Source organism: Kitasatospora sp. NPDC059973 (genome assembly GCF_042737525.1).
GTDB lineage: Bacteria > Actinomycetota > Actinomycetes > Streptomycetales > Streptomycetaceae > Kitasatospora.
This window is the reverse complement of sequence record NZ_JBHWUI010000010.1, coordinates 19,959-43,458: the sequence shown is the minus strand read 5'-3', so window position 1 is coordinate 43,458 and position 23,500 is coordinate 19,959. Positions and strand designations below refer to the sequence as shown.

Sequence of the window (23,500 nt, the reverse complement as noted above, 5' to 3'; positions counted from 1 at the left end):
GGCGGCCGGTGAATTCGCGGGAGGCCGGAACGTGACGGTGCCACCGCGCGGGCGGTGCGGTGCCGGCAACGCCCTTGGCACCGGCCATCGGGCGGGCGCCCGGACGGGTGCCGGCCCTCGCTGCGGGGACCACGAGGCGACAGGGAGGTTCAGATGCAGGACGATCCGCAGGTCATCGGCTTCGACCTCGACAGCTGGCGGGAGGTGCACGTGACGGATCGGCCGCTGGAGGCATGGCGTGCGATGGGCGCCGGCCGGGCGGAGTCGCTGGTGTGCTTCTTCTGCTTCCACGGGGTCGACGCCCCGGTCGGCACCAGGGTCCCGCTACGGGTGGGTCACAGCCTCGCAGGGCGGGGCGCCGGTCATTTCGTCCATCCCGCGGACACCGGGCCGGAGGGGGGTCATCACCGCGAGCTGGTGTGGCAGGTCTCGGCGAAGCACCTTCTGACCCGGTGGGCCCGAAGCCGGCACACTGTTCACTCGGTACGTGCCGAACTCTGGAACTCCGGCGACAGCCCGCGGGCGGACGTCACCGTGCGCCTGACGGACGGCACCGCCGTTGCCGTCGAACTCCCGCGCACGGTCCTGACCGACCTCGCCTGGCGGGACCGTCACCGGAGCCACCGGACAGCCGGCGCCCGCGACATCTGGTTCTGGCGACCGGGAACGCCCGTACCGCGAGCGCTTCTCGAGAAGGCCGTGCCGATCTGGTCGCTCGACGTGTTCACCGGTATGGTCGGTGCCCTGTTCGGGAAGCCGCACCAGCCCCGTCCGGTGCGATGGTGGGACCAGGACGATCTGTCCGTCTACGCGAGCCACCATCCGCCGTGCCCCGGGGACGTCCTCGAGCCGCATCACCTTCGCCTCAACGACCTTGGACTCGATCGGACGGGCCTTGTTCTGCCGGAGCCGCTCAGGGCCTCCCTTCACCAGGCTCTCCAAGAGGTCTGCGGAGCAGCTGCCCAGGAGGGCCGCCTCCGCGCTGTCGGCGGGCAAGATCAGTGGCGTTCGACCCGGAGCAGCCCACCCGCACCACGACAGCGGGACCCGTTGCTCTGCAGGGTCTGCCGCCAGAAACTCGACCCTTCGCTCGTCAGAGCAGGACGACACATGCTGTGCTAACCGTGGTGACGGCGGGCAGCACGACGGTAAGCGTCATCGCGGCCCGGCTCGGGGCGGAGGTGTTCGCCCTCCCGCGCAGGCGGGGGCTGCCGTAGCGGTCCCCGAGCGGGAAACAGATCCAAGCCGCGCAGATGGCCACCGCTTGGGGGCCGCTGCGGCGCGCACAGCCGGGCCGGGACCAACCCACCTCTCCGCGAGGCGCCGCCTGTGGAGTGTCCTGGCGCAATCCGCGCGGGGGACCACCCGCGCTCCTTCATGAAACGCACTCGACCGAGGAGACGACGATGCCGCTACTACGCATGCCCGCGCGTGAGTTCGTCGACCGCTGTCACCAGAAAACGTTGGCCGACGACCTGGCCCAGTGTCACCGGCAGGCGCGACTGGGCCGACTCGAGGACGGGGAGATACGGTCCTGGCGCAACAGTCTCCCCGTTCTGGCCCGAGTGCTCGACGAGGCCGGGCTGCAGAATGTCGAGGTACTGATCGAGTACCGGCTTGCCCTGTCCAGTCTGCGGGCCGACGTGGTGCTGGCCGGCTGGCACCCCCAAACGTCCCAGCCGTCCTACGTCGTCGTCGAGCTCAAGCAGTGGACCCATGCCCGGGCTCTGCCCGACGCCGAGGACCTCTGCCTGCCAGGGGCCGGCAACAACAACCGGGCCTTCCTGCATCCGGTCGCCCAGGTACGGCGCTACTGCCAGTACCTGCAGGACTTCACCACCGTCCTGGACGCGGAACCCGACGCCGTGGCCGGCGTCGCCTACCTCCACAACGCCAGTACCACCGATGTGGCCGACCTCCTCGCCCTGGAACCCGACCGCCACGGGCGCCTGTTCACGCACAGCACCCGCGATCAGCTGATCACCTTTCTGCAGTCGCGCCTCTCACCCGCCCACGGCACCGCGGCCGCCGACGAACTCGTCGACAGCCCCCTGGCACCCAGCCGCCCCCTGCTGCGCGCGACCGCGGAAGAGATCCTGCACGCCGACCGGTTCGTGCTGCTCGACCAACAGCAGGTCGCTGTCTCCCTGGTCCGCCGCGCGGTGAAGAAGGCCCGCGAAGCGGACAGCAAAGAAGTCCTCATCGTCACCGGCGGCCCCGGCTCCGGCAAAAGCGTCATCGCCCTGCACCTGATGCGCCACCTTGCCCACGACCGCCACACCGTGGTCCACGCCACCGGATCCAGGTCCTTCACCCGCACCCTCCACCACGCCGTCGGCACCGAAGACCCCCGCGTCCGCAAGCTCTTCGGCTACTTCATGAACTTCGCCGACGCCCCCAAGAACGGACTGGACGCGCTGATCTGCGACGAGGCCCACCGCATCCGCGCCCACTCCGTGCGCCACCGCGGGGTACGCCAGATCGACGAACTCCTCGACGCCGCCCGCGTCCCCGTCTTCCTCCTGGACGACCACCAAGTCGTACGCCCCGAAGAGATGGGCAGCCGCAACGCGATCGACCAGGCCGCCGCCGCCCGAGGCCTGCGCCCACGCCACATCGACCTCAACGAACAGTTCCGCAACGGCGGCAGCCGCGCCTACGAACAGTGGGTCCTGCGCCTTCTGCAGCTCATCGACGAGCCCGCCACCGAATGGGCCGACGAGCGGACCTTCCATGTCCGAGTGGTCGACTCTCCCCAGCAGATGGAAGACCTCCTGGAGGCCAAGGAGGCGCAGTACCTCACCGCTCGCATCACGGCCGGCTTCTGCTGGCCATGGAGCGACCCGCACCGCGGCCGTCTCGTCGACGACATCACGATCGGCTCCTGGCGCAAGCCGTGGAACCTGCGCGGTGAGTCCCGCCTCGACGGCGTCCCCCCGTCCTGGCTGTGGGCCACCGACCCCGACGGCTTCGGCCAGGTCGGCTGCATCTACACCGCCCAGGGCTTCGAGTACGACTGGAACGGCGTCATCCTCGGAGACGACCTCGTCTGGCGCCAGGACCGCTGGATCCCCAACCCTCGGGCCAGCAGGGACCCCGCGCTCAGCCGCACCGACCCCACCACCTTCCTCCGCCTGGTCCGCAACACCTACAAGGTCCTCCTCACCCGCGGCATGTCCGGAACCCTCCTGTACTCCACCGACCCAGAAACCCAAGCGCGACTGCGTCAGCTGGTTCCTTTCAGTACCCCGTGATCATGATCGGTGGTGGGGAGGTCCGCCTGCGGGGAGGGCCGGTAGGGGTCGATCGGGCTGGTGAACGAGGCTGGCTGACCCCCGCTCGCGGTGCCGACGGCGGCGCGCGGCTGACCCCCGCCTGCGCTGGAGGACCGTCATCAGTCCTCCAGCGCAGGGTGAAGCGCCGGCTGACCCCCGCTCACGCGGGGAAGTCGGCACAACAACCCTCCAACCTGCCAACTAGAGGCGGCTGACCCCCGCTCACACGGGAATGCAAAGTATATACATTGCAAGCCGTCCATAAATTCACAAAACCAGCTGGGCATACTATATTCCGAACTGATCTCCAAAGCTTCTAGTAGGGAGGTTCAGAGGGCTGTTTTGTCCGTCGACACGCCGCCATTGACGAGGCTCTCGATACGAGAACTTTGGTATCATCGCTCTTCGCGTCGATTCGTCGCTACGTCGGCTTTTAATTCCAGGAGAAGGAATTTTGGTGAAGGGCGCGGACTTCGGCAAAGTCGGTGGCCGTGACCTCCACCGGCGCATAGAGGCGAGAAGGCGCCGCCTCAAGACCGGATGCGGCTGGACGACACGCCGAGGGAGAGGAGGTAGCCTCGCACCCGAGGAGAGGAGTGCCGCCATGAGTCAGCCTGTCCAGGACGGCGTCGAGCTCATCCCGCGGCCCGAGCGGAGTCCGGCCGCGCTCAAGGCCGCGCTAGCCGTCGTAGCTGCAGACCGCCTCCCGGAGATGATCGACGGGCAGACAAGGGCGATGGCCGAGGCCATCGCCACGGGCAGCGTCCAGCCGATCCGCTCGTTCGTCACCCACTGGGCCGCCGTCGTCGAGATCGAACGCTTCCCAGCCACCGCGCAGGCCTACCACCGGGCAAACTACCTCGCGAACCATGCCGCCAGCATTGCCGAGTGTCGCGAGCACGCCACCACCGTCGCCGAGCTCTATCGCGCCGCCTACGCGGCGGTGAACGAGTGACCTGGAGCTGGGAGTACGTCCCCAGCAAGCAGCACGTCACCGCTGGAGCACCAGCCGACTTCCTCGCCGCCGTCGAACAGCGGGCTGGCGAACTCGTCCGCGCCGCGGAAGCGCTCTACCTCGACGGCGCCACCTACCAGGGCAGTGGCGAACCGATGCGCTACCTCGACGTCGCCGGCGGCATGCTCGCCTACTACGTGGTCCCGCGCCTGGACCTCGTCATCGTCTGCCAGGTCACACCACCACCGACATCCTGAGCACCCACCGCCGGGACGCCGGTGAGGCCAACGACCTCTACCGCCTCGGGCAGGCTTCGGCGAGACAACTCAGCTGCTCCCGCGGCTGCGGAGACGACGCAGGGGTGGCCCCGGTCCGGCGAGTCATCACCAGCTGAAGCCCGCGGGCGGAGGGAGGTGGACAGCGCATCACGTGATTCACTGCCCCACCGGATGCCCGGCCCCCTGGGGGCGTAGGGAGGATGAGAGCCTGCTGTCCGGCCAGATCGATTCGGCTGCCTCGCTCCGGGTGCGAGAAGGAAGCACTTGTGGGAGGTTACTGCGGCCCGCAGTTGCAGAGCCCCCGCGGGCGCGGGGAGCAGTGCGCGTGGCTCTCGCCGCCAACTGCACGGTGGGTTATCCCCACGCATGCGGAGATAACCGTCAGGGAAGGTCGGGTCCGCCTGCCTTGGCGAGTTCAGCGAGGACGCTGATCGGCCTGTCAGCCGAGTCCACGCCGTCCTCGGCGGTGTCGGGGAATGAACCGGTCGCCTCCTCGTCGCCGAGATGCGGGTACTTCTCGATGAGAAAGCGGCGCCGGTAGGCCATGTCAGCGGTGTCGACAATCCGCTCCAGCATGGTCCAGTTGAGGGTGCTGCCCACAAGAATTCCGACTCCGGGAACGACCTTGCCGAGGCCTTTCTTCGTAAGGCGTATGCCGAATGCTGCAGCGAACGCCGAAGAGACCCTGGTGACCACGGACTCGCTCAGGACATCCCACGCCTTACCTCGTACAAGTGCCTGGGTGAGCCGGGATATGTCGCCCATCGCTGCGACTTTTGCGGAGGCCGACACCGCTGTGCCGGCGTTGACCACGGACATCCCGAACAGCTTCTCAGCGGCCGACTCGGGGTCGTAGCCATAGAACAGCGACACATGGCCGACCACGCGGGACGCCAATCCGAGGACAATCGCCGCGTCGCCAGCGAGGGCGCCCGCGATCACGCCTCCCGAGGGCGCTGCCGCAACTCCTGCGGAGGCTGCGACGGCCATCTCCCCACCCGAAATCATTAGCCCCGCTGTCGCCCCCGATAGCGCTGCAGCAGCCGGGTAGTACCAACTCGCCGCGCGGCCCCGCACCGCGTCGATCTGCTCTAGATCGAGCCGGCGAAGGTCGGCCAGCGACGACACCTCGTGGCCGCGCTTCTGATGCCGCTTCACCACCCGCGCGGGGGTCAGCCCCGCACGCGACAACCGCCCCACCGTCTGCTGGGTGGACTGGACGACCATGCCGCTCCAGTCGGGCAGCGCGTCGGTGGCACTGCGCGCGGCCGTACCCGCCTTCTGGGCACCTTTGGCGACGATCTCCTGCCCGCGTGTCACCGCAGCGAGGGCCCGTGGGTGGCTTTCCAGCCTCTTAGCCGCGTGCCTGCCAAGGTTGGCTGCGCCGACGGCCAGTTGTTCGCCGGCCTCGCCCATTCTCCGGGACAGCGGGCGGTCCTTGAAACGCTGGATGTCACGCCACGCTTCAAGCTCGTAGTTCGAGGGTTCAGTCACACCGAGATCGTAGGCGCTGCCGCTGGAGCCGAGCGGGGGGATGGGAAGTTATCGGGAACCGGTACAAGTACAAGGTCACCTCGGCCTCCGCGAACGCCCACATCGGCTGATGCGGACGCGGCGAGCAGAAGGTGGGGCCGGTCCGACCGAACTGCGCGGGGGGACCATCCCTGCGGGCGCGGGGGAGGAGGTCAACGTCGTGGTGAGACCCTGCGGAGCGGGTCTGCCCGCTGTACGACCGCGCGGTCCGGATGTCCTGACACCGAGTCGACCAGCCAGTGCGCACGGCGAGTGGTACGACTACTTCCTCCACACCGCAGGACTTGCGAAGGAGTACCGGCATCCTGCCACGCCCGATCGCCAGCAGGTGCGGGGACGACCCCTCCGCACCCCAGGCGTAGATCCCGAGCTCCGGCTGAACCCCGCCTGCGTGGGGGTGACCCGGTGAACGGGCTCCTTTACGCCGCGCCCTCGGATTTCTCGGAGGCCTGACTGTGGCCCTCACCGTCACCGCTGGCGGAGCCGCCTACCGGGCACTCCACGCCTGGCTGAAGCGGTAGCCGCCCGCGGCAGCACCTCGACCATCTCGGCCGGGGCGAAGGACCGGAGGAACGAGGTTGGACCTGGCCGTGAACAAGGGCGTGGAGGAACTGGTGGTGGAGGAACTGGTGTGGGTACTGGAGCCGGCTCGCCGCGTCGGCGCCGGAGAGGACTCCGTGAGCTGCTGGAGGCGGCCGCCGACTGTCGGCGTGTCCGCGGTGTGGGGGACACCTCCTGCGGTGTCCCCCACACCGCGGCCGGCCTGTCGGCCGGCGGGCCGGCTCCGCTGCAACGGTGCACGGCCGTGGTCCCGGGTTGTTCGTGGGCTGCGACCGGGAGAGCAGATACCAATCTGTCGGCTCTTCCGGGGCGGTGCGACGAGTCGCGATGGACTCGGGCCGGACGCGGGGGCCGATCCGGTTGCCGACGTTCGCCGGAAGAGGCGCGGTGACCAGCCTGAATGGTCCGGATGGAAGGGACGTTTTTGCACTGATGTCCGGACAATCATGCAAAAACTCAAGGGTGGCGCGATCTCCGGGTTGATGGCCGGACAGGCGCAGCCCTTCGTCATCGGCCGGTGCGGCACCGGATCTCTGTGATCTGCGGAGATTCCAGGCGCCTGGCCGGGGTTGTTTCAAGATCCGGTGGAGACGGCTGTCCAGCGGTTCGTCCGAAGGGTTGCGAGTGTTCAAGACTTGTCCGTACGGGTCGGTAGGGGGCTGCAACTCCCCTCCGGGTCCAACCTGTTGTGAGGGCTGCAGTACTGGTGGGAGGGATTCTGATGGGCGTACCGCGTAGGCGCGGCCGGGCAGAGAGCGGTGGCGGTCCTGTGTCCGCTGCCGTTGTCGTCCTGGCGGTGGCGGTGCTGGCCGTGTTCGTCGTGCTGGCGGCGATGGGCCTCTCGGTCGAGACGATCATCGCGTTGTCGAGCGCTGCCGTGGTGACGGCTGCCGAGTTGGTGAGGCGCCTGGTGAAAGCCGCCGCCACGGGACGCCGGCGCGGGTGAGTGAGAGCGATGGGGAGGCCCAAGAGGGCGGTCGCTGAAGGGGCGGTCGCCGGGCATCTAGCCGAGTACCTGCAGGCCCTGTGCACGCGGAGCGGGAGGACGTACGCGCAGATGTCCGCCGAGACGTCGCCGCGTGTCTCCGTGTCGACGCTCTCCCGGGCTGCGTCCGGCCGGCGACGTCCGCAGCTGCACGTCGTGCAGGCCTTCGTCCGTGCGTGCGGTGGCACCGCGTCGGAGCTGCGGAAGGCGGAACGGCTCTGGCGCGGGACGCCGGCCACCGCGGTGGCGGGGCGCGGACAGGCCGGCGTTCGCTGGCGTGAGCCCGAGTCACTGGGGGAGGTACACCACCTCAGGGAGGTGATGCGCGCTGCGCGGGCGCTGAGCGGCGGCCCGTCGCTGCGTAAAGTCGAGGAACGGGCGAAGGCCATGGGGCTGACTCTGTCGCGGAGCACGTTGGGGGATGCGCTGCGGCCTGGTGAGGTGCCCACGTTGCAGGTGTTCTGCGTGTTCATGCGGGTGATCTCGGGCTTCGACGGTTCTCCTGCCGGGAGGTACGAGGCCGGCATCTGGGAGGAGTTGTGGATGCGTGTCGCGGCCGGGCGGCGGTCACGGGGTCGTGGTGTGCTGCCGGCTGGCGCCGCGGTGCCAGCCGGACGAGCGGCGGCGCCGGTGAAGGCGGCGGCCGAGAGCGGTCGGGGAGCACGTCGGCCCCGGCTGGCGCCGCCTCAGGACTGGGTTCGGCCGGGGCCGGTGAAGGACTTCAAGGACTGGTTGAACACGTTGTACGTGGAGGCCGGGGTGCCGTCGTTGGCGGACATCACCGCCGCTGTCCGGCTGGACGACTCGCTCGACTCGGCTCCCAAGCGGGACGGTGTGCGCAGGTTGCTGCGGTCGTCCCATCCCGGGGGGCAGGCGGACGCGGTGGCGGTGGCGGTGGCTCTCGCCGGTCTGGCGGGGGTGGACCCGGTGGTGGCCTGTGGGCAGGCGAGGGAGCTGTGGATCCGCGCGGCCGCGGTCCGGCCGTACGGGCACGCGGTGAGCGAGGCGGATCCGCTGGTCCTGGGGGTCCGGGAGACCTTCGCGCTGCCGGACTCGGATGAGGAGCTGCCGGTCCTGGTGCCGTACATCCGGCGTCAGCACGACCAGGTCATCGGCGCGGTCGTGCACCGGGCCGTCGAGGGCCACAGCGCGATGGTCGTCGCCCGCGGGGAACGGGCAGCCGGTAAGACGCGCAGTTGCTGGGAGGCCCTGCAGGCGCTGCCCGGGAACTGGCGTCTCTGGTTCCCCGCGGATCCGTCGAAGGGCGAGCTGGTGGTCGAGGCGCTGTCCCAGGCCGGGCCCCGTACGGTGGTGTGGCTCGATCGTATCGACCAGTATCTGGACCGTGCCCTGTGCCATGTCGCCGGCACGGTCCACGCCGAGATCCTGGAGGCGCTGCACGATCCGCGCCGGGCGCCGGTGCTGGTGGTCGGTACCGTCGCGGCCAAGGCGAGCGTGCTGACGCGGTCGGGCGGGTCCACTCCGGAGGCTGACGCTGCGGTGCGCACCCTGATCAGGGACTCGGCGGTCGACGTCCGCGAACGGTTCACCGGGGCCGAGCTGGCCCTGCTGGCAGAGGCGGCCGGCCGGGATCCGCGGCTCGCCCTCGCGGAGGCCAACGCCCGCGGTCTGGTGCCCCGGTTCCTGTCTACGAGCCGCGACACCGACCCGCTGCTGAAGGTGCAGACGTTCCACACGGCCGTCGAACAGGGCGACACGGACACGCTGGTGATGGGCGGGGCGCTCCTGCAGCAGTCGGGGCGGCTGGAGGAGGCCGCCACCTGGTACCAGCGGGCCGCCGAGGCGGGTGACACACAGGCCCTCGAACCGGCGGCCACGCTGCTGAGCCAGAGCGGCGCACCGAACGAGGCGGTCGATTGGCTGCGGACCCTCGCGGAGGCCGGGGACGACGTCGCCGCGGTCGCGGCCGCGCGACGGCTCCTGCGCGAGGGCCGGGACGACGAGGCGATCGCGGTCTACCAGCGGGCGGCCGTGGCCAGCGGCACCGAGGACGCGCTTCGGGCGGTGGCCTCGCTCATGCGGCGCAACGGCCGGACCGAGGAGGCGGTGGGGTGGCTGCGGGCCCGGTCCGCGGAGGGCAGCGCGATCGCGTTGCGGGAGGCCGCGCACCTGCTGTGGGAGTCGGGGGATACCACCAGGGCCCTGAGGTTCTACGCGGACGCCGGGTCGGCCGGGGACCTGGAGGCCTGGCGGGAGGCCGCCGAGCGCCTGCAGGGGCTCGGGCGCGACGACGAGGCGGTCTTCATGTACCGAGCGGCGGCCCTGAAGGGGGATGACCTGAGTGTGCTGCCGCTGGCGGACCTGCTGGCGACGGAGGGACGGCAGGAGGAAGCGCTGGCGATCTACCTGCAGGCGGCGGCGAAGCCGGACCTGGCGGCGATCCGGCGGGCGGCGGCGCTGTATCGGATGACCGATCGCGGTGACGACGCGCTGCGGTGGTACCGGCGGGCGGCCGAGCTGGGGGACCGGACGGCGTTCATGCAGATCGGGTTGATCTTGCGGGGCCAGTGCGACGCGAGTGCGCAGGGCGTCGACCTGGAGCTGGTGGACAGTGCCGTCGCCGCGTTCACGCAGGCTGCCGGCGTGGGGGAACGGCATGCGCACCGGGAGGCGGCGTGGCTGCTGTGGAAGTACCGGGGCCTGGAGGCGGCCATCGCCTGGCTTCGGCAGCGCGTGAAGGCTTACGACCAGCGGGCTGTGCGGGAGATGGCCGATCTTCTTCGGGAGGCCGGGAGGCCCGAGCAGGCCCTGGAGTGGTACCTGGAAGCGGCCGACGGGGGTAGTGAGTCCTCGGCAGGGCATGCGCTGCGTCTGCAATCGCAGCTTCCTCCTGGTCGGGGAGAGGGGAGGGCCCGGCAGGGCGGGCCACGTCAGGGACTGAAGTGACTGCTGGTCGGCCAGAGAGCAGACAGAGGACTGGTCGGTCACGGTGTCGCCTTGCCGAGGGAGCGGGTGGGGGAGTGACCGAAGGGACCGAATGTGCGGATCCTTTCGACGGTCGGCAGCTGGCTCGCGTCGGAGGCGCTGCTTGGAGGGACAGGGACTGTCTGGCTGGGGGCGGGCGGCGGGACCTCAGCTGGGCAGGGACTGCTGCTGAGGTCAGGGACTGGGGAGCTTGTCGGCGAGGCCGGCTGGAAGGGGGGCTTCAGGGGGCGGAGGGGTCGTGGGGGGTGACGAGGGCCTGGGGGCGGAACAGTCCCTGTCTTTCAGTCCCTTGGTATTTTCCCAGGTCAGACGGGTTGTGAGGGCCGATGCAGGGACTGAAGGGACCAAACTTCCCAGTTATGAGCTACCTGGGCGGGAGTCTTGCGTGCATGTACGCGCGAAAAGATCCATACTCGGTTCCCGTCATAACTCGGGATTTGGGTCCCTCCAGTCCCTGCATCCAGCAGTCGAATGCCGCTGACCTGCAAAGATGTCCAGGGACTGACCAGCGCGAGGGTCCATTGCCGCCTCAGTCCCTCGTCCCTGCCTCCAGGCGTGACCGCTTCGCCGCCCCCACCCCCGTACCCCGCAGGACGCGCCGCGGTCAGTGACCGAAGGGACCAAGTTCTGGATATCCCGAAGCAAGCGGCGAAGATCCCCGCCCGCGCCCCCCTGCCGGGATAGAGTTCCGAGGTTCAGTCCCTTCGGTCACTCGCAAAGTGGACAACCGGCTGCGGTCCGGCCACAGCGCCCGCCCAGCTAGGCTCGCCGAGAACAAATCGAAAACCCAGTCCCTTCGGTCCCTACCGGACCGCCGACACCGCTCTCGAGGACACCACCGTGCCGCGCCCCGCCGACACCAGGTCACCGCTGACCTCGGGACAGGTACGCCCGTACGACGTCGCCCGCTGGTGCGCCGCCCAGGGCTGGCCCGTGCACCCCCTCGCGGCCGGCCGCAAGACGCCGGCCGCGAACTGCGCGGACTGCAGGGACCAACGACATGACCCGCACGCTTGCAGCTGCCTTCCGGCCGGCCGCTGGTGCCACGGCTTCCACGCGGCGACCACCGATTCCGAGCGCCTCGACGCGTGGTGGGGCACCGACCATGGCTTCGGTGTCGGCGTGTCCTGCGGGCCTGCCGGCCTCCTCGTCATCGATGTCGACGCGCACAGCGATCAAGTCCCCGCGCGTGACCGCCTCCTGCCGGGAATCCGCATCCACGACAAGGTGGACCTCAACGGCCTCACGTCCGGGTTCGACACGCTCGCACTGCTCGCCGCCTACCGGGGCCAGCCCAACCCCTGCACCGACACGTCCACCCTGCGAGTGAGAACGCCCTCCGGGGGCCTGCACATCTGGTACCGCACGAACGAGGAGTTCCGCTCCTCCACCGGCTCCAGCACCAAGGTGGCCCTCGCCTGGCAGAACGACGTCCGCGCCCACGGCGGGTACATCGTCGCGCCGCTCACCCGCACCCCGCACGGTACCTACCTGCCCGTCGACGATGTCCGACAGCCAGCGCCCCTGCCGACCTGGCTCGCCGCAGAACTGAAGCGCACCGGCCACCAGGCCGCCACCGAGCCGGCGCCCGAGCTCCCCGTTCCAAAGCACCGCCGAAGTCCCACGGCCGCAGGCCGGACCCTGGCCCCGCTCCTGGACCAGGTCCGGGCCTGCGCCGCGGTGCAGCAGGGCGCCAGCTTCACCGAGAAGCTCAACCGGGCCGCGTTCACCGCAGGAGGCCTCGTCGCGGCAGGGCACCTGCGCGAGCACGACGTCCTCTCCCTGCTGGACGCCGCCGCGCACGAGGCCAGACCCGGCCAGCGCGCCCGGAACGACCACATCATCGCCGACGCCCTCGCGGCTGGCGCACGCCGCCCGCTCCACCTCAAAGGACGCCCATGAGTGCCGCCGAGAGCACCAGCGGCTTCGACCCGGTCGCCGCGGCCCAGCAGATGATCGAGTTCGAGGAGCAACTCGCGTCGGCCCCGCTTCCCGCGCAGAAGAGCAGCCAGCGGCCGGGGCCGGCGCGCCCGGGAACGGACGGCCACGGGCAGCTCCCGATGATGCTCACAGACCGTGGCAACGCCAAGCTGTTCATCCGCCTGCACGGGGATGAGTTCCGGCACGTCGACGGCCTGGGCTGGTACCGGTGGGACCAGTACCGGTGGAAGCGCGCGGGCGGGGAGAAGGCAGCGCTGTGGGCCGCGGGCGAGATGGCCGAGCAGATGCCCGACAGCGACCCGGACGGCTTCGCCAGCGACCGCGAGATCTACCTCCACCGCAAGCGCACCATGTCCACCGCCGGAATGAAGGCCCTGCTCGAGCAGGCCAAGGCATCACCCGACCTTTCACTCGCCGCTGACGACCTCGACGGTGACCCGTACGCCCTCTGCACCCCGGAAGGCGTCGTCGACCTGCGCACCGGCGAGCTTCACAAGCCGGACCCCTCCAACGGCAGCCACTCCCGCGCCACCACCGTCGGCCCGTGCGACATGCCCACCCCCCGGTGGGAGCGGTTCCTCACCGACACGTTCGGTGACGACGCCGACGGCCGCCAGATGATCGACTTCCTGCACATCATGCTGGGCTACTCCATCACCGGCGATGTCGGCGGCCAGGTCCTGCCGTTCCTCTACGGGCTCGGCAAGAACGGCAAGAGCGTCCTGCTCGACACAATGATCCAGATCCTCGGAGACTACGCCGACGCGGCCCCACCGGGATTCCTCATGGACCGCGGAGCCTTCGCCGAGCACTCCACCGAACTCACCGAACTCCACGGCCGACGCATCGTCGTGTGCAGCGAGCTCAAGCCGAGCGACCGCTTCGACGAGGCCCGCGTCAAGCTCCTCACCGGCGGCGACAAGCTCAAGGCCCGCCGCATGCGGCAGGACTTCTTCTCCTTCACGCCCACCCACCACCTCTGGCTCCTGGGCAACCACCGCCCCGAGGTCAGCACCGGCGGCATGGCCTTCTGGCGCCGTATCCGCCTCATCCCCTTCGAACGGACCGTCCCCGACGCCCGCAAGATCGACAACCTCGCCCTCGAACTCGTCCGAGACGAGGGCCCGGGCATCCTGCACTGGCTCATCCAGGGCGCCCGCCGCTACCGCCACATCCAGGACCAGCGAAACCTGGGCGCCAGCCTCCCCGACCCCCTCATCGGCCCCAACCGCGTCCGCGTCGCCACCGACGCCTACGCCGTCACCGAGGACCACATGGGACGCTTCCTCACCGAACGCTGCACCCGCGACGCCCCCGAACCCGCCGACCTGCGCGTCGAACAGGGCCAGCTCTACACCGCCTACGCGGCCTGGTGCCACACCGAGGAAGGCCTGCGCCCCGCCACCGCCCGCGCCTTCGCCACCCGCGTCCGCCTCGAACTCGGACTCGCTTCACCCGCCGATATGATCAAGAGCAACGGTCGCAAGTTCTACCCAGGGATCGGTCTCCTTGCCGAGTAGACCCGGACCCGGCCAGCCGGCACCTCCGACGCGATCGGTACCCGCACAGCCGTCACCACCAAGCCCGCCACCCGCATCGAGATCCACAACGCCGGGCGCGCACTGCCGAAGTGCCACCCCACCGCTCTACCATGCACACAAGGGCCGCCCCACGACCACGCCCCCTGGCACGCACACATCGAAGGAGAGACACGGGTCATGAGTTCGCTACTGGCAGAGGGCGATCTCTCCCACGAGGCCAGCGTCGTATGGCTCGAAGCCCTCGACCCCCTCGACTACGTCCGTCAGACCATCGACAAGACCAGCCGCCGCCGCAACAAGCCCCGCTGGGCCCGGTACGGGCGGATGGTCGGCTACGCGGAACTCGATGACGCCGCCGAGGCCGACCCTGACAGCGGCCTCTACCGCCGCCGCGTCTTCTTCCTCCTGCCCCACGACCGGGACCTCGACCCCGACGGCCTCTACGCCGCCGGCGCCCCCGGAGAGGCGGTCGACCCCCGGACGGTCCACCCGCGCGGAGTCGGTCACAAGACCAGCCGTTCACAGCACGGAGCAGGCGCCCCCACCTCCTGACCATCGAGCCTGCCCCCCCTCGACGGTGCTGTTTCACTCCGTGCTGCGGACCTGGCGAGTGGAGCCCCCGAGGCACCGTCGCCGGGGACGCGACGAGTGCGCGGCCGTCGAGGCCGCATCGCCCTCCGTCGAGACCGCACACGCTGCCTGGCCACCCCCGCCGTGGATCTCCCGCAGCCTCTGATCCACGGGCTGCGAGTCCTGTGCCTGGCACGATCAGGGCCCGCACTGCCGCAGCTCCCCGAAGGACCTGTGCAGCTGTTCTCTCCCGTCCCGACGGACCTGTCCCTCCGCTGCCTGGCCTCGCAGCCCAACACCTCGCTACACCTGGACGTCCCGGCGAGCCGGACTGGATCGGCTCGCCGGGGACGTCCGGTGCGCCGAGCGCGACCACCGCCACCAAGTGACCAGCGAGCAGGTCGTGGCGAACCACCACCCCCTCCCTGCCCACGGTGCGGGCTCGCCGCGCCCTGCCCGGCCGCTGCCGCCCGCTCGACGCGCGGAGCCGCCGACCGTTCGATGAACAGCTCGCTTTCGCCTCCACCACCACACCGCTAATCAGGGTCGGCGCTTGACTGGCTCAATTTGCGAAAGCCGGTTCATGGCACTGGTCTTGGGAAGTGATCACGAATCGCAACGATGCAAGAAGTGCCGATGTCAGCGGGCCCGTGTAGCTTTCGGCTGACCGCCCGGCCGGGTGGCGAGGAGGGAGCGGGACGTGGAGTGGGTCGGGGACCCGCGGCTGGCAGCCGGGCCTGAGGCCACCTGGTACTTGGAGGCAGCTTTCACACCCGGTGCTCACCTGGGGACGGTGTACGACGACCCGACCACACCGGTGGTCGTGACGGGCATCGAGGAGCTGACGACGATCCGCATACCGAGCGGCCGACTCGTCGTCGATGCGCCATGGCACGACGACCAGAGCTGGGAGTACCAGAAGGGGCTGCCGACCTTGCCCCCACGTGAGCTGGCAGCTCGTCGAACTCGGCGCGGGCCTGTACAGCTGACACCCGGACATGAAGCCGGGCAAGCCGCGCCGGGAGCGCGGAGCCGTCCCGGCCTGCCGCCCACCTGTGCACCCGCGACCCCGATCCCCAGCCGGCCGCCTGACCCCGCCGCCCGGGGAACGGGGTGGGACGCTCTCAGGACCGTCCCACCCCGTTTTGCACGGTTGGAGCGCTTCGGTGATGCGCTGGGAAGGGATCGGACCGTGCGCACCGGCCCCGCCTGGCGACTCGGAGCTGCCAGACTGTGATCATGACTGACCGTCGAGCCCTGTCGCTGCCCGCCTTCTCCGAGCCCGCCGTCGACGCCCCCGTGTCTGCCCAGTCCGGTAAGCGTCGGCTGCTGCCGGTGGAGCAGGGCGCAGACTTCCGCCAGCCGCCCGGTGAGACCGCGGCCGTACCCGCCCCGGCCCGCCGCCCGCTCGCCGCAGGCGGCCTGACCTTCTCCGACCCGGACTGCCAGATCTGACCGCTTCGGGTCGCCGCACCGCAGCTCTGTGACCTGCGGAGGGTTCAAAAATCGGCCCTCAAATGAGGGCCCAAAAGTAGAAGCCCCGCCGCTGACCTGCGGGTTCTACCAGCCGTCCATCGCCCGGACGTCCCCGGAGATCGCGTAGCGGCGGCAGGCGAGGATCTCCTCGGCGGTGATGCCGTCCGGGACGGGGCCGGCCTCCAGCTCGGCTGCCGGGACGTCGGGGCGGGCGCGAACCTCGGCGACTGCGGCGGCGACGCCGAGCTCGCCCTCTACGAGAACCCCAACGCCGTTGAGGACGAAGGACCCAGCCTCGTCGATCGATCAGGTTCAGTCGATCCCGGCCAGTTGCGGTCATCCGCCCGAGTACGGCGCCGGGCTCGCTGATGGCCCGTTACGTTGAGTCGTGGCCACGACCCATCTACGAGCCTGCGACGTTCCCGAGCTGCGACAGGACCTGGTCCGCTGGGCGGACGAGAACGTGCTGCGCGCCGATCGCGGCACGGGGCCGGTGCTGATGCACGGGTTCACCGACCCTCGCCTGGTGCAGTCGGCGGTTCGCGGCGCGGAGTTGTACTTCGTCAACGACGACATGACCTGGCTGGCCCGCACCGTGGGCGAGGGCTTGCCGGTCTGCGCGTTCGACGCGGACGACTTGCCGGATCCGATCGGCCTGCTGCTGTGGTCCGACGACCCGAGCGCGCACACGGCTACCCTCGGCCGGCCCCGGGCGGTGCTGTGGTCCCGGGTCGCGACGACCCTGCGGGTGCTGGTCCTGGACGACGCCGGCCCGTACCGGCGGGCGCTGGAAGAGGTAGGTCGGCAGGTTCATCCGACCTGGGCCCACCAGGTCACCAGCACGCTCGCGGGAGACTTGGCCGTCGCCTTCGGCGCCGTCATCCCGCTGGGCGTCGAGACCGACTGGGACCAGGTCCAGCGAGTGTGGTCCCTGGACCGCAACGGCAACTCGGCCCAGGATCGGTACGGCCTGGGCGACACGGGGATCAGCACCATCACTGAGGACCAGCTGCGCGTGCTGAGGACCCTGCTCGGAACGCTCTTGCTGATCCGCCAGCCGGCCGACGAACGCCGCAACTTGTGGCAGAGTGAGGACATCCAGCCCGACCCGGCCGCTCGCAAGCGCCTGCGCCGTGCCGGCGCCGAACGTCTGGACGCGACGGTGCGGTACATCACGCTGCGCCAGTCCGCCCGGCCCGCCCCCGGGGACGACTTCGGCAGCGAGGAGACCGCCGGCCGGGTCTACCGGCACCGCTGGTTCGTCAAGCCGCACCGGCGTACCTACCCCGACAAGGACCATCCCGAGGGCAAGTCCCGCCGCTGGGTGGGCCCGTACCTGGTCACCCCGGCCGGCTGCGCGGACGCTCCGATCCTCGGCACCGAGAAGGTCAACGTCCTGCGCCGCTGACGCTCATCGCCCCGGACCTGCTCGCCGTCGTCATCGGGCCAGGAAGTCGGCGTACGCCGCCGGCCTCGGCCCTGGCCATGGTCGAGCAGGTCGCCAGCTGGTTCCTCCAGGTCTTGCCCCAGCGGGGGTGCCGGCGGTCCGGGATGTGCGCCAGGAGGTCGGCCAGCCGCTCCCGGAAGGCGCCGGGCTCCAGTTGGAGGCAGCGGTCGGCGAGGTGGAGGAGGAGAGCTGCGGTGGCCGGCGGCGGGGTGGGTGCGGCGCCGAAGGAGAACGCCGCCCGGTGTCCCGTGTCAGATGATCTTGACCGATTGTCAAACGATCTTGGTGGGGTTGTGGGGCGTTGGCTGGCTGATCAACGTGCCATGGGTTCGCGGGGCTGGGTGTCTATGAGCACTCCCAGAAGAAGCGGCCTTCGCGGTGGTCGGGGCTGACGAAGCCGTACCCGTAGCCGTATCCGAAGTTGAGGAAGTACGGATCCTCGTCATCGGGTGCGTCACTGATCTTGAAGAGGAACTGCCACGGAGCCTCGACTCGCGCGAAGAGGTTGGGGTAGCAGGCGGCGCCGCCCATGTAGTCGTGGAGGTCCTCTCCATCGGGCACCTCGACGGCCGGTCCCTCGCCTCGCAGGCTCCGCTCGAACGCTGCCTGGTCGTCGATCGAACGGTTGATCTCTGGTGCTACCGACTGCAGGTCGATATGCCACTCGACCGGGATTTCGGATTCGTCCGGGCCCCAGCGCCACAGCGTCCGCCCCCGGGTGCCCGGTGGCCCGATGACCGCGAAGGGCGGGATGCGGCCGCCGGGCTGCACGAGCAGAACCGCGTCTCCAGCCTCCGGGTTGGTTCCTCCCATGATCCGGTCTTCCTCGTCGACGAAGAGGTAGGCCATGCGGCGTGCGTCTCCGGGGACCGGGAACTGACCGATGAACACCAGCGGGCTGCCGGTGGACGGATCCACCGGCCATGCGGGCCCGTCCAGCCACACGGGTTGACCGCCGAGCTTGGCCACCGGTTCGGATATCGGCTGCTCGGCCGCCCTGAGGGTCATCTGCTGCCGCGGGAGGAAGGCGACACTGTATGGCCCGTCTTCCTGACCAGTGGGACGCATGATCATGCGCGGACCCTACGTCATGCCACCGACCAACGTCGCCGTCGCGGCGAACGCCCCGGGGCCCCCACCGATCAAGATCAAGTGACAGAAACCCATGGCCCGCCAAAATCATTTGGCAAATGGTCAAGATCATTTGAGGCGGGACGCCCGGTTGCTGTAGCCCCTGGCCCGCGCGCATCCCTCAAAAGAGTGATGTGCGATCCAAGAGTGCGATCCAAGAGTGACTTTCGCGCTATGCTTGTGAGTGGAAAGGGGAGGTGTGTTCATGAGTGAGGACCTGTTCGCGTCGATCGACGCTCTGCTGGAACGTCCGAAGCAGGTGGACGACCTGCCGGTGCCCGCCGAGCGGGCCCGGCTGCGCACAGCGGGCGAGTACACCCAGGAAGAGCTGGCGAAGGCGCTGAAGACGCGCCGGGAGTCGATCGTGCGCTGGGAGGCCGGGACGACCGAGCCCCGCCCGCCCAAGCGCGAGGTGTACATCCGCTTCCTGGCGGCGCTCGCGCTGCGCCACGGCACGGTCGAGCCCACCGAGTGGCTGCGCCGGGCCCAGGCCGCGGGCCTCGCACCCGCCGCCGTCCAGGCGCCGGCCCCGGCGGCCGAGCCGTCTTCGATGGCCGCCCCGGTCGACGTGGCGCCGACCGCGCCCTCTCCCGTTCCGGCGGCGTTCGGCGGCGAGCAGCGGGACCAGGTGGTGGAGCTCGACCGCGACGCGGCCGGGGGCCTGGTCGCCGGGCAGCCGGAGCCGTGTGTGCGGTGCGGGCGGCCGACGCCGTACCGCGCGCAGGGCCGTCCGACGCACATGGGCGGCTGGTGCACCGCCGACACCGGGGTGGCCGAGCTCGTCCGGTCCGCTCCGGATGCGGTGGCAGCGCTCGTTCAGGCCGTCGTCGACGGCGAGCGCGTCACGCCCGCCCCTGCGGCCGCGCCCGCCGAGCCGGCTGCCCCGGCCGCCGCGCCCGCTGCGGCTCGGTGCGGGCCTTCGTCCCGTCCCGGTGTCGGTGCGCCGTCGCGGGCCCGGAAGGCGGCGGCGAAGAAGCCAGCCGTCGAGGGGCCGGCTGATTGGGAGCAGGCCGCCGCCGCGCGTTTCCCGTCCGGGCCGCTGGCGGTGCTGGACGTCGTCCCGTCCGGTCGGTCGCTGGTGGCCTACCTCGCCGACGGCACGGCGGCCGCCACCGTCCCGACCAAGCACACCCTGGCTGCCGTCGTGGAGTGGGCGCTGGAGCAGAAGTTCGGCTCGCCGCGGCTGCACCGGCACGGCAAGGACGGCGACGCCCTGGTCGTCCTCACCGACGCCGCCCTCGCCGAGCTCGGCCTGCCCCCGCTCGGGCGGGACGAGAAGAAGGAGTTCGTCCCCCGGCTCGGACAGCTGCCGAAGACCCACAAGACGGTCAAGGCACTGGAGAAGGCCGGCTGGCAGCTCACCCAGCGCGGCCTCGGGCCGTGGGCGCGGATCTACCGCACCCCCCAGGACGGCAAACGCCAGTGCGTGCAGCTGTGCATCCCCGCATGGGGGGCACTGCCCACCCGCGACTGGTCCGCCGTCCCGGACAGCCTCGACGCCCCCGGCCTGGCCCGCCTGCTCGGCACCTACGCCACCCGCGTCCTCACCCCGCGCGGCTCCACCGCCGTCTCCGGCCTGGAGCTCGTCACCGCGCTGCGCCCGCCGACCCGCGCGGTGCGCACCGACACGGGCTGGACCTCCGGCCCCGTGGAGGGCTCCCGGCCGAAGGACGCCTTCGACCCGGCGCCGCCGGAGGTCCCAGACATCCACCCGCTCGCCGAGGACCGCGAGGTAGGCGGCGAGCTGGTCACCGAGGCCTGGGACTGGCACCGCCCGCTCACCGAGCAGGAAGCCGCGGCGCCGTTCGCGGTCGGCCTGGACGTCAACATGGCGTTCCTCGCCGCCGCGGGTCGTCTGGTGCTGCCGCTGTCCGGGCCGGTCCACGAGCTGAACCCGGTGTTCGACCCGAAGATCCCGGGCTCCTGGCTGGTTGACCTGTCCGGTGTCGACACCAACCCGCTCCTCCCGTCGCCGTTCACCCCCGACGGCTCCCGGCCGACCGGGCCGGCCTGGTACTCGACGGCCAAGGTCGCCTACGCCATCGAGCTCGGCGCCAAGGTGCAGCCCACCGAGGGCTGGCTGCGCCACGAGAGCGGCCCCTATCTGGACCCCTGGCACAAGCACCTGCGCGCCGCGTACCTGGAGACGATGGCCGCCCTCGGCGTCCCGCTCAACGCCGACCCGCTCGCGTTCCTGGACGCCATGGCGGGACTGAAGGCCGGTGACCCGGCGGAGCTGGCGGTGCTGACCGCGATCAAGCAGACCGCGAAGGGGGCCATCGGCAAGATGCGCGAGCGCCCCCGCGGTCACGGCTACAAGCCCGGCGAGCGCTGGGCCGCACTCGACCGCCCGACCTGGGACCCGCTGATGCGCGCCCTGGTCATCGACACCGCCACCGTCAACCTCCACCGCAAGCTCCGCCGCATGGCCGGCGACACCGGCCTCCACTGCTTCGCGATCCTCTCCGACTGCGCCGTCTTCGCCTCACCCGGCCCCGGCGCACTCGACGTCCTCACCAAGCCCGACGGCACCCTCACCACCTCGCTACGCCTCGGCGTCAGCCCCGGCCTGGTGAAGTTCGAAGGCTCCCGGCCGATGACCGAGATCGCCGAGCTGCTCGCCGACGACGCGAACCCGGCCCGCCACATCAAGACCGGCGGCCAGGTGTCCGCCGACGAGTAGCCGCACCCCGGCCGCAGGTGCCCCGGCCGGACCCGCACCACGCGGGCCCGGCCGGGGTACGCACCGCACGACCCATCAGCAGCGGGCCGCCAGGACCGGCGGCCCGGAACACAGGGGAGGAACTCATGGAGCACGAGCACACGGAGCACGACCCGCGCGCGGAGCGGCTCGCCGCCGCCTACTGGAACCACACCCGGCCGGACTCCGTCGCCTGGGCGCGGCTGAAGCCGGAGATCCGGGCCGAGCTGACCGAGCAGGCCGACACCTGGCTGCGCGCCGCGCAGGCGGCAGGCATCGTGGCGCCGCCCGCCGCGCCGAGCGAGGACCACACCGCCCTGTGGCTGGACGACCAGGGCGGCGTGTGGAACGACGTCCCGACCAGCGACGGCGGCGACCTGGCGCTGCCGCTGGTCCACGCCCGCGAGGAAGCCGTCTCCCGCCGCGACCTCGAAGACCGCGGCCACCGCCTCACCCTCATCGGCTGGACCCGCTGAACCCCGGCCGCCCGGCGCCGGCCGCCGGGCGGCCCCCACCACCGCCACCACCACGGAAGGAGACCTACGTTGAGCGAGATCGACGAGGGCCTGGAGCGCGCCGAGCGCACCCGCCCGATCCCGCAGTCCGTGAGCGCCCGGATGCGGTTCCTGCTCAAGGGCGCCAAGGGCTCCACCAAGCAGCTCGCCCAGGAGCTGGGCGTATCCCAGCGCACCGTGCAGCGCTGGCTCAAGGGCCAGGCCGCCCCGAAGCCCGCCGCCGCGAAGAAGGTCGAGGAGCGGGTCCGCGCGAAGTGGCAGCCCAAGGTCAAGCAGCGCGTGCGCAACGCCGCCGAGACCAATGGCTTCATGCTCCACATCTCCGGCACGTTCGGCTACAGCTCGGCGGCCGGCTCCACCGACGACCCCCGCCCCCGCACCATCACCCAGAAGATGCCCGGCGAGGTCGCCCGCCGCCTCTACGAGGCCCGCGACGCCGGAGCCGGCCAGGCCGAGCAGGAGCGGATCCTCGCCGAGGGCCTGCGCGAGCACTACTTCAAGGACGGCGGCCACCGCGCCCGCGGCCTCGACGTCGAACTCAACGACGTGTCCTGGATGGACCTGGAAGGGCTTTGACCCCTCCCCGCACCTCTGGTGTCGCCAAAATACCTGCCCCGGACCACCAGAAATAGCACCCGGGGGAGGCTCATAAACACGGTGCATAAACAGCAGTCTGCGAATTCGGAGAAATAGGGTGGAGAACGAGCCCATCCAGCCGCTCGACGACGACGGTGAGCCCTTCCAGCTGCCGGCCTACCGGAAGGACGGCGGGCTGGTCACCCCGACCTCGTCTGCGCCCCGCTTCACCGGCACACTCTCATCGGAGCGCCACGCCGCTGGCCTGCCCGGCCACTGCGATACCTGCGTGCTCACCGGCCACCAGAACGCCCACCCCGACCTCGTCTGCGCCGCCGTCGGCTGCGACCAGGCTCACGGCACGACCTCGGCCGGCCTGCCGCAGTGCGCGGACTGCCACCTACCGATCACCGGCGCGTGGCTGTCCGACCTGCCGCCGCCCGGTGAGAGCGGCGACAGCCAGCTGCGCTACTGGCACACAGGGCCCGAGCGCCTGCGTCCAGGCCGCCGAAGCCGCTGGCACCGGCTGACCGCGGCCGCAGAACACCGTTCCGCGCTGAACAGTTCCCGCCCGGCCGGACCGCATCCGACGAACAGCGCCACCGGACCCAACAGGGGCCCGCCTCCCATACCGGGAGTCGGGCCCTTTCGCATGCCAGGGGAGACCTATGCCGAAGCTGCACCTCACCGACGCCGCCACCCGCACCCTGGCCTGCCTGGAACAGGGCCGCCGCGCCGACCCCGCCCGGCTGCGCCGCATTCGCCGCGCCCTCGATCACCTGGCCGTCGACCCCCGCCACCCAGGCCTGCGCACCCACCCGTACCGGGCCCTGCCCGGACACGAGCGCTGCCGAGCGTGGACGTCGTACGTCGACCAGGGCGCCGGCGCCTGGCGCCTGTTCTGGACCTGGGGCCCGGCCGACGGCGACGACCAGGACCACGGCGGCCGCGACGGTGGCGTGGTGACCGTGCTGCTGATCGGCCCGCACCTGTGACCAGGCCGGATGCGAAGACTAGTTCTGGTCCGGCAGCAGTGGCGCCCTGTGGGCCACCGATGGCCGAGGGAGAG

The 23,500-nt window shown here is 70.8% G+C and carries 17 protein-coding genes; 15 read left to right on the top strand and 2 right to left on the bottom strand.

Annotation, left to right across the window (positions count from 1 at the left end; genetic code table 11):
- Positions 1-153: 153 nt before the first annotated feature.
- From ACFWA9_RS04840 to ACFWA9_RS04825, 4 genes are all read left to right on the top strand, one after another.
- Entirely contained in the window at positions 154-1,122 is a 969-nt protein-coding gene (locus ACFWA9_RS04840) for a hypothetical protein (RefSeq protein WP_380383151.1), read from the top strand.
- 443 nt (positions 1,123-1,565) lie between these two features.
- Positions 1,566-3,254 carry a DNA/RNA helicase domain-containing protein gene (locus ACFWA9_RS04835; protein ID WP_380383149.1) on the top strand — a complete coding sequence of 563 codons (1,689 nt, stop codon included), beginning with the start codon at positions 1,566-1,568 and terminating at the stop codon, positions 3,252-3,254.
- 625 nt (positions 3,255-3,879) lie between these two features.
- Positions 3,880-4,230, top strand: coding sequence for a hypothetical protein (locus ACFWA9_RS04830; protein WP_380383148.1), 351 nt, complete (start codon positions 3,880-3,882; stop codon positions 4,228-4,230).
- Positions 4,227-4,487 (top strand): hypothetical protein, encoded by a 261-nt coding sequence (locus tag ACFWA9_RS04825; protein ID WP_380383146.1) that lies wholly within the window; start codon positions 4,227-4,229, stop codon positions 4,485-4,487. Before ACFWA9_RS04830 ends, ACFWA9_RS04825 begins: the two co-directional genes overlap by 4 nt.
- Positions 4,488-4,889: 402 nt before the next feature.
- On the opposite strand, the gene ACFWA9_RS04820 is transcribed toward ACFWA9_RS04825, so the two are convergent.
- Positions 4,890-6,002 carry an EcsC family protein gene (locus tag ACFWA9_RS04820; protein WP_380383144.1) on the bottom strand — a complete coding sequence of 371 codons (1,113 nt, stop codon included), beginning with the start codon at positions 6,000-6,002 and terminating at the stop codon, positions 4,890-4,892.
- A 1,369-nt stretch (positions 6,003-7,371) separates the two neighbouring features.
- Between ACFWA9_RS04820 and ACFWA9_RS04815 the strand changes: the two genes are divergently transcribed.
- The 7 genes from ACFWA9_RS04815 (at position 7,372) to ACFWA9_RS04785 (ending at position 17,469) form a co-directional block, all read left to right on the top strand.
- Positions 7,372-7,548, top strand: coding sequence for a hypothetical protein (locus ACFWA9_RS04815; protein ID WP_380383143.1), 177 nt, complete (start codon positions 7,372-7,374; stop codon positions 7,546-7,548).
- A 111-nt stretch (positions 7,549-7,659) separates the two neighbouring features.
- Complete coding sequence (locus ACFWA9_RS04810; RefSeq protein WP_380383141.1) at positions 7,660-10,494, top strand: tetratricopeptide repeat protein; 2,835 nt, start codon at positions 7,660-7,662, stop codon at positions 10,492-10,494.
- An 879-nt stretch (positions 10,495-11,373) separates the two neighbouring features.
- Positions 11,374-12,435, top strand: a complete 1,062-nt coding sequence (locus tag ACFWA9_RS04805; RefSeq protein WP_380383139.1) for a bifunctional DNA primase/polymerase — start codon at positions 11,374-11,376, stop codon at positions 12,433-12,435.
- Entirely contained in the window at positions 12,432-13,994 is a 1,563-nt protein-coding gene (locus tag ACFWA9_RS04800) for a phage/plasmid primase, P4 family (protein WP_380383137.1), read from the top strand. The genes ACFWA9_RS04805 and ACFWA9_RS04800 overlap by 4 nt, the downstream gene beginning before the upstream one ends.
- A gap of 198 nt (positions 13,995-14,192) precedes the next feature.
- The gene (locus ACFWA9_RS04795; RefSeq protein WP_380383135.1) at positions 14,193-14,567 is read left to right on the top strand and encodes a DUF6009 family protein; all 375 of its coding nucleotides are present in this window, start codon (positions 14,193-14,195) and stop codon (positions 14,565-14,567) included.
- Positions 14,568-15,824: 1,257 nt separating this feature from the next.
- On the top strand, positions 15,825-16,040 hold the full coding sequence (locus ACFWA9_RS04790) for a hypothetical protein (protein ID WP_380383133.1): 216 nt from the start codon (positions 15,825-15,827) through the stop codon (positions 16,038-16,040).
- 409 nt (positions 16,041-16,449) lie between these two features.
- The gene (locus tag ACFWA9_RS04785; protein ID WP_380383131.1) at positions 16,450-17,469 is read left to right on the top strand and encodes a hypothetical protein; all 1,020 of its coding nucleotides are present in this window, start codon (positions 16,450-16,452) and stop codon (positions 17,467-17,469) included.
- A gap of 384 nt (positions 17,470-17,853) precedes the next feature.
- Here ACFWA9_RS04785 and ACFWA9_RS04780 read toward each other — a convergent pair whose 3' ends face one another.
- Positions 17,854-18,582, bottom strand: coding sequence for a hypothetical protein (locus ACFWA9_RS04780; protein WP_380383130.1), 729 nt, complete (start codon positions 18,580-18,582; stop codon positions 17,854-17,856).
- Positions 18,583-18,844: 262 nt separating this feature from the next.
- Here ACFWA9_RS04780 and tap point away from each other — a divergent pair, with 262 nt between their 5' ends.
- From tap to ACFWA9_RS04760, 4 genes are all read left to right on the top strand, one after another.
- Positions 18,845-21,322: a telomere-associated protein Tap gene (tap, locus tag ACFWA9_RS04775; protein ID WP_380383128.1), complete on the top strand. Its 2,478-nt coding sequence runs from the start codon at positions 18,845-18,847 to the stop codon at positions 21,320-21,322.
- Between the two features lie 125 nt (positions 21,323-21,447).
- Positions 21,448-21,816: a hypothetical protein gene (locus tag ACFWA9_RS04770; protein ID WP_380383126.1), complete on the top strand. Its 369-nt coding sequence runs from the start codon at positions 21,448-21,450 to the stop codon at positions 21,814-21,816.
- A 69-nt stretch (positions 21,817-21,885) separates the two neighbouring features.
- Positions 21,886-22,431, top strand: coding sequence for a telomere-protecting terminal protein Tpg (tpg, locus tag ACFWA9_RS04765; RefSeq protein WP_380383124.1), 546 nt, complete (start codon positions 21,886-21,888; stop codon positions 22,429-22,431).
- Between the two features lie 668 nt (positions 22,432-23,099).
- Complete coding sequence (locus tag ACFWA9_RS04760; RefSeq protein ID WP_380383122.1) at positions 23,100-23,426, top strand: hypothetical protein; 327 nt, start codon at positions 23,100-23,102, stop codon at positions 23,424-23,426.
- The last annotated feature ends 74 nt before the right edge of the window (positions 23,427-23,500 follow it).

What these genes read in the sequence shown, in the direction of transcription:
- ACFWA9_RS04840 (WP_380383151.1), top strand. Translation starts at nt 154, where the DNA reads ATGCAGGACGATCCGCAGGTCATCGGCTTCGACCTCGACAGCTGGCGG.
- ACFWA9_RS04830 (WP_380383148.1), top strand. Translation starts at nt 3,880, where the DNA reads ATGAGTCAGCCTGTCCAGGACGGCGTCGAGCTCATCCCGCGGCCCGAG.
- ACFWA9_RS04810 (WP_380383141.1), top strand. Translation starts at nt 7,660, where the DNA reads ATGTCCGCCGAGACGTCGCCGCGTGTCTCCGTGTCGACGCTCTCCCGG.
- ACFWA9_RS04800 (WP_380383137.1), top strand. Translation starts at nt 12,432, where the DNA reads ATGAGTGCCGCCGAGAGCACCAGCGGCTTCGACCCGGTCGCCGCGGCC.
- ACFWA9_RS04795 (WP_380383135.1), top strand. Translation starts at nt 14,193, where the DNA reads ATGAGTTCGCTACTGGCAGAGGGCGATCTCTCCCACGAGGCCAGCGTC.
- ACFWA9_RS04790 (WP_380383133.1), top strand. Translation starts at nt 15,825, where the DNA reads ATGACTGACCGTCGAGCCCTGTCGCTGCCCGCCTTCTCCGAGCCCGCC.
- ACFWA9_RS04780 (WP_380383130.1), bottom strand. Translation starts at nt 18,582, where the DNA reads ATGATCATGCGTCCCACTGGTCAGGAAGACGGGCCATACAGTGTCGCC.
- tap (WP_380383128.1), top strand. Translation starts at nt 18,845, where the DNA reads ATGAGTGAGGACCTGTTCGCGTCGATCGACGCTCTGCTGGAACGTCCG.
- ACFWA9_RS04770 (WP_380383126.1), top strand. Translation starts at nt 21,448, where the DNA reads ATGGAGCACGAGCACACGGAGCACGACCCGCGCGCGGAGCGGCTCGCC.
- ACFWA9_RS04760 (WP_380383122.1), top strand. Translation starts at nt 23,100, where the DNA reads ATGCCGAAGCTGCACCTCACCGACGCCGCCACCCGCACCCTGGCCTGC.